The following is an 8,808-nucleotide window of genomic DNA, read 5'->3' on the forward strand; positions in this document are numbered from 1 at the left end:
CTATTACAATACAAAAAGGATGCATTCAGGTCTTGATTACAAGTCTCCAAAAGACTTTGAAAAATATAATTCTTAAATTCTCTTAACTCCGTGTCTAGTTTTTCGTTGACTTTCCAAAGATGTATCTCATTTTGTGTCTAATTATTTGACATTAGTCCAAAGAAGAGGTCGATGACTAACATCATAGTAATTGTAGTATTATTAGTTGCTGTTTCTGTGATGGGCTGGAATTTAATGAGTGGAATTTTTAAATGAGGGATAAAGGAAAACTTGAGTTAAAGAATAGGTTAAAAGTGGCTCGTGCTGAAAAACAAATAAACCAGAGTAATTTGGCTAAAATTGTTGGTGTTTCGAGACAGACAATTAGCAATATAGAAACCTATGAGTACGTTCCATCTGCTAAATTAGCATTATTACTTTGTATAGCGTTGGATATAGAATTTGAAAAATTATTCTATTTTGAGTAGTGAAGACTTAAGGGCACCTCTTTTCATACGTTTTTAGAGGTGCCCTATATTCTATACGCATTCACTTCAAATCTAATTTATATCTCTATTCTAAGTTATAATTACAAGTTTTGGGAAGAAAAGGTTCATAACTTAACAGTTATGGGCTATTTTTTTATATACTATAAACCCGAATTGCTAGTTAATTTCATTGGAAAATAAATAAGTCGTGCTATCCTAATCTTAAACCACTAAGCATTAGAAAGCGCACGACTTATATGACTTATAATAGCACACTTCCAAAAGTTTTTGTTTATTTACTGACAACCATTGAGACGCTTTATCAAACGAGTGTTCCCCTTGAGGTTCAAAACCGAAAGAACGTCCATCTCGCAACATCAGATTGCTTAGTTATCGCTTGTTACCTCTGGGGCGTACTGCATTTTAGTGAAACGCTTAAAGCTAAGCACCAATTGGCTCAAAGTTTATTTCTTAATTTCCTAGAATATTCTCGCTTTGTCCGCCGTTGTAATGCCCTCTTACCGAGTATCCAAGTCATTCGCCAAGCACTCGTCTTTAAAGAGGTTGAAGGAATTAGTGTATCCATTATTGACAGCTTCCCCATTCCTTTGTGTCAGCCTATTCGTAATTTCAGAAGCAAAGTTCTTGGAGATTATGCAAATGTTGGCTACAATGCTACAAAGGGACAGTACTTCTATGGATGTAAATGTCATGCTTTAGTCAGTGAATCAGGCTATGTCATAGACTACACAATTACTCCTGCTTCAATAGCTGACAGTACAATGGCCGAGGAAGTGTTGAGTCAATTTGGGACACCAACAGTCCTTGGAGATATGGGATATTTAGGTCAGTCACTGCATGATAGGCTGGAATTAAAAGGGATTGATCTAATTACACCTGTCAGGAAGAACATGAAGCAAAAGAAAATCCTTTTCCCTAATTTTTCAAAACGTAGAAAAGTGATTGAGCGAGTTTTCTCTTTTTTGACAAATCTAGGAGCTGAGCGTTGTAAAAGTCGTTCGCCTCAAGGTTTTCAATTGAAATTAGAGATGATACTTTTAGCGTATTCTTTACTGTTAAAATCAGCTAAATCACTGGAACCAGAGACTTTAAGATATTCTATCGGGTATCAAGTCATGGCTAAATAATCAACTAGCAATTCGGGTATGAATTACTATTTCCTATTATATGATAGTATTCTAAAAAAGTAGAGTAAAATCACTCTACTTTTATTTTTTAAAGTTATGTATCTTTTAGATTAATAATTTGGTTAGAAATTCTTTCAATAAAGTCTTGGTCATGTTCAACTAAAAGCATTGTGGGATGACTAGTTTCTAGAAGTTTAATAATCTGTTCATGATTAAAAACATCAAGATAATTAAGAGGTTCATCCCAAAGATAAAGCTCTGCTTCTTGTGATAAGCTTCGTGCTAATTCAACTTTTTTCTGCTGCCCTTGACTCATTGTTTCTATTTTTTGAGTAAACTGCTTACGTTCCATGCCTAGTTTTCTGAGATTAGAAAGAAATAACTCATAATCCAACTGATGTTCAGTTGCAAAATCTTTTAGGTATCCGCGATTATCATAAATCTGACGAACAATTGATATTTTTATCCCTTGCGGAAGTTGAACAAACCCGCTGTGTTTACCCCCAAAATTTCCAGACAAATATTTGATAATACTTGATTTTCCCTGACCATTTGGTCCAACAACAGCCGCAATTTCTCCTTCTTTCAAAGAAAAATCAATCGGTTGAAATAGTGGTTTTTTATCAAATACAAGCGAAAATTTTTCAAATTGTATCAGTATTTTATGGTGTGAAGCATGGTATTTCAAAGATAGAGGTTCAGTTTTTTCGATATTTTTGAGTAACTTCTCTTTATCAAAGATTTCCTGATTCATCCTCTTCTCTAAATTTTTGGATTTTTGCATCATATTTGCAGCTTTTCGACCGACGAACCCTTTATCAATGCCTTTAGTTTCACTATCAAAACCACGTTTTTTTCTAGATTTTGTAGCTTCTAGATTTCTCGACCAATCTTCTTTTTCTCTGGCTGACTTTTTCAATCGTGATATATCTTTACGTAATTTTTCATCTTCAGCGAGCTCAAAATCATCACGCAACTGTTTTTCTTGTTCATAAGTTGAAAAATTCCCCTGATAAAGAATTATTTGCTGACGTTCAATCGCTAAAATATGATCACAAACCTGATCAAGAAAATGTCGATCATGCGATACAACGATAAATCCTGATTTCTTTTTAAGATAGGCCGCAACTATTTTTCTGCTTTCCATATCTAGATGGTTTGTTGGTTCATCAATTAGTGGAAAATTGGCCTCATCTAAAAATAAAATTGCCAAGAGACACTTGGTTTGTTCCCCACCTGATAAACTTTCAAAAGGGCGCCAAAGGATTTCTAAATCAACTTTCAATAAAGATAATTCACGTTCTAATTTCCATTGTTCAAATTCAGCTAATTCATTTAGCACATAATAAGTTAATTGTGACTTTCTGTCAGTAATTTTTACTGACAGACTTTCTACAGAAGGGTCATCATGGACATTTTGATTTTTGAAGTTATTTTCATCAATTAATTCTTCCTCTGTCAGTAACTGCGGAAAGTAAACAAAGTTTTTGTCAGTAAGTATCGTGCTGTCAGTAGTTAGTTTTCCTTGTAATAAGTTTAAAAGGGTTGATTTTCCACGTCCATTTCGACCTACTAATCCTAATTTCCAACGGTCATCAATATTTATTTGGGCATGATTGAAAATCAGGTTATCCCCATAGCCAAAGGTTAAGTCTTTAAATTCAATATTTGACATTTAATTCTCCTCTCATTTGTGAGAATTATGAAATCTAATTTGAGTAGAAAAACTCAGAGTGAGTTCCTCTAAATGTTCATAAATCTCAAATTCCCGCTTTTCTTGGAGCATTAATTTTTGCTCCGTGTTGATTTTGCTTGGTTGCTTTTACCGCTGTCATCCCATTAGTATTTTTCCCAGCAAATTGCGGTTTATTTTTCTTAATTTGTTCTAGTTTAGCTTGCATTTCTTTTTGTTTTTGATTCATTATTTTCTCCTTAAATTAAAAAAACTCTTTTCACAACTTAGGTGAACAGAGCTTTAAAAGATACAAATTTCGACAAATCGCCCAATCTGTAAACATAATAAAAGCCTATTTTATCTAAGTTATGAATACAACAAAAACACTCGATATTTACGAATATTTTTAAAGTTCAAAACTTAGATTTTCAATAGACCTTACCTCGTTCATTTATTTAAGACAATTATAACATAAAACGGTTCTGTTGCAAAGTTTTCCAAAAAATCTATTTTTGTGTAAAATTGAGAAAAAAGACAGAGAGGACAGAGTAATGAATCATTTTAAAGGCAAACAATTCAAAAAAGACGTCATTATTGTCGCTGTTGGTTACTACCTGCGTTACAATCTAAGCTATCGTGAAGTTCAGGAATTGTTATATGATCGTGGAATAAATGTTTGTCATACTACGATTTATCGTTGGGTGCAAGAGTACAGCAAAGTCCTCTATTATCTTTGGAAGAAGAAAAATAGACAGTCCTTCTATTCATGGAAAATGGACGAAACCTATATCAAAATTAAGGGACGTTGGCATTATCTTTATCGTGCAATTGATGCGGACGGCCTAACCTTAGATATCTGGTTACGAAAGAAAAGAGATACTCAGGCGGCGTATGCTTTCTTAAAGCGACTCCATAAACAATTTGGACAACCTAGAGTCATCGTAACAGATAAAGCACCCTCTATAGGATCTGCATTTAGAAAGTTACAGAGAAACGGATTATACACCAAAACAGAGCACAGAACTGTGAAGTATCTTAACAATTTAATAGAACAAGACCATCGACCTATTAAACGACGAAATAAATTTTATCAAAGTCTCCGTACAGCCTCTTCCACGATTAAGGGCATGGAGACCCTTCGAGGAATATATAAAAAGAACCGAAGAAACGGAACGCTCTTCGGCTTTTCGGTGTCTACTGAAATCAAGGTATTAATGGGAATACCAGCCTAAGATATTTGGAGTTCAGAAAGGGCGAGTTTGATTTTCAAACTTCGCAACAGAACCGATACCAACTAGCTCTAATTTTTCATTCAGCAGAGCACTCCCACTACTTCCTACGGAAATCAGGGCGGTATGTTCAACGACTAGGTCCACCGTACTTTCCTCATTATCACTAAAAGTTACGTATTCTTTACTCTTTATTTTTCCGGCTGTGACTTTATTTCGTTCACCATGTGGATTGCTCATTGTTACAGCCATATCTTTATGCATAGGTGATTCGTTACTTATCTCAACAACTGGATATTCCTTATCCGTTGTAAAACTTACAACAGCTAAATCATGAATCTTACTGGTGTATTCGATAGACATGCTTGGAAGTGATTTATAATAGTCGGCGACATCCATAACGAAACCTTTCTCCTCAACAACATCACTAAAATCTAAAGTATCATGACCTAAAACGACATAGGTTGTTTGATCTAAATCAGTTTCACTTGTCACAACATGGTTTGCTGTTAAAGCATAATATGTTTGACCTTCCCTTTTAAAGATCACGCCACTTGCCCCCGCTAAGCCCCTGGTACCTTTAGTAAGAGCAACGATTTTGATATTGGCAGATAGTATTTCCTCTTCAACTGTTTCTAGTAATTCTTGATATCTCGCTTGATTAAATAGCGCTCTCATATCAGAAAAGAAAATGCTAGTAACCAAAATAATGAGACTTGCCACAATGACCATCAACAACTTAGAATGCTTGTTCATGTATTTCCTCCTTCTGAACAATTAATAATTCCTATATTACTTTTTATGTAAATGCAGTTTAATCATACTATAACCATTTATCTTATACCAGCGTTATCAAAAACATTAAATTAAATAAGATGCACAAAGCCATCTAGCTTTGTACGTCTTATTTAATTACTCATCCTCTAGAACACGTTTCCCATTAGCTTTTTGCCATTGTTTATATTCTGCTACATCATCTTCTACCAATTGCCAGACCAAGGCAATGATAGCCGCATCATCTAAATAGCCCGTAACCGGGATAAAGTCAGGAATTAAATCCACTGGTGAACCAAAATAAAGCAGTGCACTTACAACCGCAATCATACTACCGATGGGGATCTCGCGGTATTCTTTTTTAATATAGGCTCGAACTAGCGAAATTAACATCGGAATACTCGATAGTTTATTACCTACCATCGGTACTTTCTGAAGCTTTCGCTCCATGTGCTCTAAGAATTTTTCCATCTTATCTTCATCATTCAGTAATCGCTCTGCTTCTTTTGAATGACCAGTCAGTTGACTTTTCAATTCTTTATCCTAAAATTCTTGTGTCATAAAACTCCCCTTATCTCTTGTGAAAAGTATTCCTCTTCAACTGGCGTAATTTACCTACTTCGTGTTAGCAGTTAAAGCTAACTATAATTAGACGATTTTAGTTAAAATAACAATTTTCATTTTGGTTAGACATTATTATTGTTGATATATAATGAGTCATTATACCAATTAGTACTTTAATGGCCGGGTTAGAATAACATATAACAACAGATTGATTGCCCAAATAATCATAAGTATAACAATATATTGATGCTTACTAACATATAGTATAAATAATTCCATCAGACTTATTCCGGTACATACAGGAGCCCACCTTAGCTGACGTTCTCTTACTTTTTCCCAATCAAACAGATTCTCCACACCCCAGATTTTACGCACTTTATAATCTCGGCTAATACTAAACATGGTATCCAAGCCTTTCATTGCTGCACGGTATTGGATGACGCAAAAAAGGATCGTAAGCAACAATATTACAACTAGGGCATTATAGCGATTTAACTCAAGGATATCAAAAATATCTGCTATGAGTGAGAAACCACCGATGATTGCTAACAATATGTAGACTTTATATTTAAAATTCATTTTTTTCATGTTCGCTCCCTTTATAAAACAAAATTATTCATTCTATATCTCCCCCACATTAATCTTACTAGTTTATTACCCACTTTTTTACCGTGCTAACTCGATATGCTCATCTATCTAGCTCTAGAATTGATAAAAAAGCTTCTAAAAAAATGGATTTCCCCACTTGACTAGAAGCTCTTTCTATTACTTATTCACTTTATGTCTATTTACGCTCTAACAAACAAATCGTCTCCACATGGCTCGAGTTGATGGCATTGATGTCATATTACTTTGCCCGTCTGTGGAAACATATCAGCAGCATTTTTGGAACTATCGGTAGACGGGAACATATCCAGCGGTTTTTGACCATTTTAAGAAATTTCGGTATGAGAGAACCTATCAATGGAATTCTCAACACCAGCCTTTTAGAGATTAAGGGAAGACTCTATAGACTTCTTCATATTATTAACGAGTTCAGTCACCTCAGAATCCATTCCTTTCCACTTATCAATATACCCTCCTAGATAAGCCTTTCTTGCTTTGTCAAGTAAAATGGCATGCTCATAAGGTAATTGAGGTATTGCCCATTCAGCTGCCAGATCTTTTGATCTGATTTCACCAGTAGATGCTGTCACCCACATTCTGGCTAAAGTTAAAATCACATTGCGTTCGTCACCTTTAATGCTAGTTATCAACCCGGGCAACGATTCTTTAATTGCTTTTCGAATATCTGTCATTGGCACAGGCTCAATTACTTCTGTTGCCTTTGGTCCCAAAAGGTTAATACTATTTTTTCTTAGTTGTGCTAAAAGTATTGCTAAATCCGGATCATAAGTCGACTCAGGAATTTCTCCCTTTTCAAACTGCTCTCTTAGCCACTCGCCATACATAAATTCATATTTGGGGGGGAAATGCCAAGGGACAATATCCTTTTGATTTATGACCGTAACTTCAAGAGGCCTCATATCTTTTATGTTTCCTATTTTCCCAGATATAAGCATTAACCTATTTGTAAGATTCCTTCGAGTTTTTTCAGATAAACTTTGATTTGTTATTACCAAAATATCTACATCGCTATTCATACGTAAACCACCCATTACTGCCGAACCATACAAATACACCCCAATTAACATATTATCAAGTAGTTCCGCTATAGTTTTTAATGCTTGAATTGCTTCTTTCGGAATTTTTTTGTTACTTAAATCTATACTCAACTTCGATCTCCTTTCGTCTGAAAACTGTTTTTTAACGCCTCTTAAAATTTATAAAAAAAGAGTAAACATCTTTCGTTGTATTGTAAATTAACGCCATCCAAAATTTTGATTCAAGATTTTCTTTCGGTTTATTATATGTTTGAGCCAATATAAGCTACAAAACTGCTGTCTATCCATTTTTGAGTAACCTCATTTATATCAATCCCAATAGTAGCCAACCCAATAATGCTGCAATCCAATTTCTCTAACAAAGCTATTAAAGCCTTCATTTGAGAACCTGTCTCTATCCAATCATCTACAATCAAAACTCTTTTGTTCCTCACAATAGAACTCTTAGATATTTCAAAGCTTTTATCTTGACCTGAATAGTCGGTAAAATGTGTCGAAATAATCTCTTCTTTTGCGTATGGCAGCTTATCACCTTTTCTTACTCCAATAAACCCCACTCCAAGTTCTTTGGCTATGGCAGTGCCTAGTATCCATCCAATTGCTTCTGGGGCAGCCACATAATCTACTTTATTTTGAAAATCCAATGATAGTACTTTTACAATTTTATCAAAAACGGTTTTATGTGTAAAAATAGTTAGTAAATCATATTTTCCAATTGAGTTACGAGGTAATATACCTCTAATTTCATTTATAACATCAGTACTTTCCATACATTTACACCCCTTGCTTATGGTTAATAATCTTTGCTAATCTTTAAAAATAGTCATTTTCAACATATTTTTTATACATGTCCTCGGTATATCTTGTTATGTTCTTACCATACTCTGGATAATCAAACCCCAGTAGTTCTGCTACCTCTTTGGACACTTCCCTGAACAATTGGTGGCATATAAATAATGACTTCCAAATATTTTCATAGGAATCCATGCGATATGTAGATAATAATCTATTCCATAGATCTTCATCAATGTATTTGTTAATATACTTATAATTTTTCCCAACACTTAATGAAAATTCTGTCTTTATCCCAACCTTCCACGACATCATCCTAAGTAGTTCAAACCGTAGAATCTGGTTCAGATGATCGATTGCAAACAGTATCTCTTTGCGGCACAATCCTTTAATAACATAAGGTGTTACATTCCAAAATTCATTGCAGCAATCATCATACTCCCTTGCGCTTGGCTTTCTTACATGATAATCTATATCAGTCGGAACTATGTCCCT

11 protein-coding genes are annotated in these 8,808 nt (G+C 34.5%); 3 read left to right on the plus strand and 8 right to left on the minus strand.

The window, feature by feature from the left end:
* Nucleotides 1-251: 251 nt before the first annotated feature.
* Both K6V48_RS11175 and K6V48_RS11180 read left to right on the plus strand, forming a co-directional pair.
* Nucleotides 252-467 (plus strand): helix-turn-helix transcriptional regulator, encoded by a 216-nt coding sequence (locus tag K6V48_RS11175; protein ID WP_101913440.1) that lies wholly within the window; start codon nucleotides 252-254, stop codon nucleotides 465-467.
* Nucleotides 468-724: 257 nt separating this feature from the next.
* Nucleotides 725-1,615: an IS982 family transposase gene (locus K6V48_RS11180; protein WP_222369766.1), complete on the plus strand. Its 891-nt coding sequence runs from the start codon at nucleotides 725-727 to the stop codon at nucleotides 1,613-1,615.
* Between the two features lie 94 nt (nucleotides 1,616-1,709).
* Here the strand turns inward: K6V48_RS11180 and abc-f are convergent, their stop codons facing one another.
* Both abc-f and K6V48_RS11190 read right to left on the minus strand, forming a co-directional pair.
* A complete protein-coding gene (gene abc-f / locus K6V48_RS11185) occupies nucleotides 1,710-3,290 on the minus strand; it encodes a ribosomal protection-like ABC-F family protein (protein ID WP_171989998.1) in 1,581 nt (526 codons plus the stop codon).
* Between the two features lie 85 nt (nucleotides 3,291-3,375).
* Nucleotides 3,376-3,537: a hypothetical protein gene (locus K6V48_RS11190; protein WP_003131412.1), complete on the minus strand. Its 162-nt coding sequence runs from the start codon at nucleotides 3,535-3,537 to the stop codon at nucleotides 3,376-3,378.
* A gap of 304 nt (nucleotides 3,538-3,841) precedes the next feature.
* On the opposite strand from K6V48_RS11190, the gene K6V48_RS11195 reads away from it, so the two are divergent.
* The gene (locus K6V48_RS11195; RefSeq protein ID WP_172507150.1) at nucleotides 3,842-4,522 is read left to right on the plus strand and encodes an IS6 family transposase; all 681 of its coding nucleotides are present in this window, start codon (nucleotides 3,842-3,844) and stop codon (nucleotides 4,520-4,522) included.
* Nucleotides 4,523-4,534: 12 nt separating this feature from the next.
* Here the strand turns inward: K6V48_RS11195 and K6V48_RS11200 are convergent, their stop codons facing one another.
* The 6 genes from K6V48_RS11200 to K6V48_RS11225 form a co-directional block, all read right to left on the minus strand.
* Nucleotides 4,535-5,275, minus strand: a complete 741-nt coding sequence (locus tag K6V48_RS11200; RefSeq protein WP_171989978.1) for a S1 family peptidase — start codon at nucleotides 5,273-5,275, stop codon at nucleotides 4,535-4,537.
* A gap of 156 nt (nucleotides 5,276-5,431) precedes the next feature.
* The gene (locus K6V48_RS11205; protein ID WP_239604521.1) at nucleotides 5,432-5,827 is read right to left on the minus strand and encodes a YkvA family protein; all 396 of its coding nucleotides are present in this window, start codon (nucleotides 5,825-5,827) and stop codon (nucleotides 5,432-5,434) included.
* Between the two features lie 195 nt (nucleotides 5,828-6,022).
* Nucleotides 6,023-6,445: a hypothetical protein gene (locus K6V48_RS11210; RefSeq protein ID WP_171989979.1), complete on the minus strand. Its 423-nt coding sequence runs from the start codon at nucleotides 6,443-6,445 to the stop codon at nucleotides 6,023-6,025.
* Between the two features lie 398 nt (nucleotides 6,446-6,843).
* Nucleotides 6,844-7,632 carry an aminoglycoside nucleotidyltransferase ANT(9) gene (gene ant(9), locus K6V48_RS11215; RefSeq protein ID WP_027622104.1) on the minus strand — a complete coding sequence of 263 codons (789 nt, stop codon included), beginning with the start codon at nucleotides 7,630-7,632 and terminating at the stop codon, nucleotides 6,844-6,846.
* A 131-nt stretch (nucleotides 7,633-7,763) separates the two neighbouring features.
* A complete protein-coding gene (locus tag K6V48_RS11220; protein WP_002294507.1) occupies nucleotides 7,764-8,291 on the minus strand; it encodes a phosphoribosyltransferase family protein in 528 nt (175 codons plus the stop codon).
* A gap of 43 nt (nucleotides 8,292-8,334) precedes the next feature.
* Nucleotides 8,335-8,808: aminoglycoside 6-adenylyltransferase (locus tag K6V48_RS11225; RefSeq protein WP_185952781.1), on the minus strand; the 474-nt coding region annotated here is incomplete at its 5' end.

This window comes from Streptococcus suis (assembly GCF_019794555.1).
Classification (GTDB): domain Bacteria; phylum Bacillota; class Bacilli; order Lactobacillales; family Streptococcaceae; genus Streptococcus; species Streptococcus suis_AB.

Excerpts from the sequence above, each read along its gene's own strand:
- K6V48_RS11220 (WP_002294507.1), bottom strand. The coding sequence starts at position 8,291 with ATGGAAAGTACTGATGTTATAAATGAAATTAGAGGTATATTACCTCGT.
- K6V48_RS11190 (WP_003131412.1), bottom strand. The coding sequence starts at position 3,537 with ATGAATCAAAAACAAAAAGAAATGCAAGCTAAACTAGAACAAATTAAG.
- K6V48_RS11200 (WP_171989978.1), bottom strand. The coding sequence starts at position 5,275 with ATGAACAAGCATTCTAAGTTGTTGATGGTCATTGTGGCAAGTCTCATT.
- K6V48_RS11175 (WP_101913440.1), top strand. The coding sequence starts at position 252 with ATGAGGGATAAAGGAAAACTTGAGTTAAAGAATAGGTTAAAAGTGGCT.
- abc-f (WP_171989998.1), bottom strand. The coding sequence starts at position 3,290 with ATGTCAAATATTGAATTTAAAGACTTAACCTTTGGCTATGGGGATAAC.
- K6V48_RS11210 (WP_171989979.1), bottom strand. The coding sequence starts at position 6,445 with ATGAAAAAAATGAATTTTAAATATAAAGTCTACATATTGTTAGCAATC.
- K6V48_RS11180 (WP_222369766.1), top strand. The coding sequence starts at position 725 with ATGACTTATAATAGCACACTTCCAAAAGTTTTTGTTTATTTACTGACA.
- K6V48_RS11195 (WP_172507150.1), top strand. The coding sequence starts at position 3,842 with ATGAATCATTTTAAAGGCAAACAATTCAAAAAAGACGTCATTATTGTC.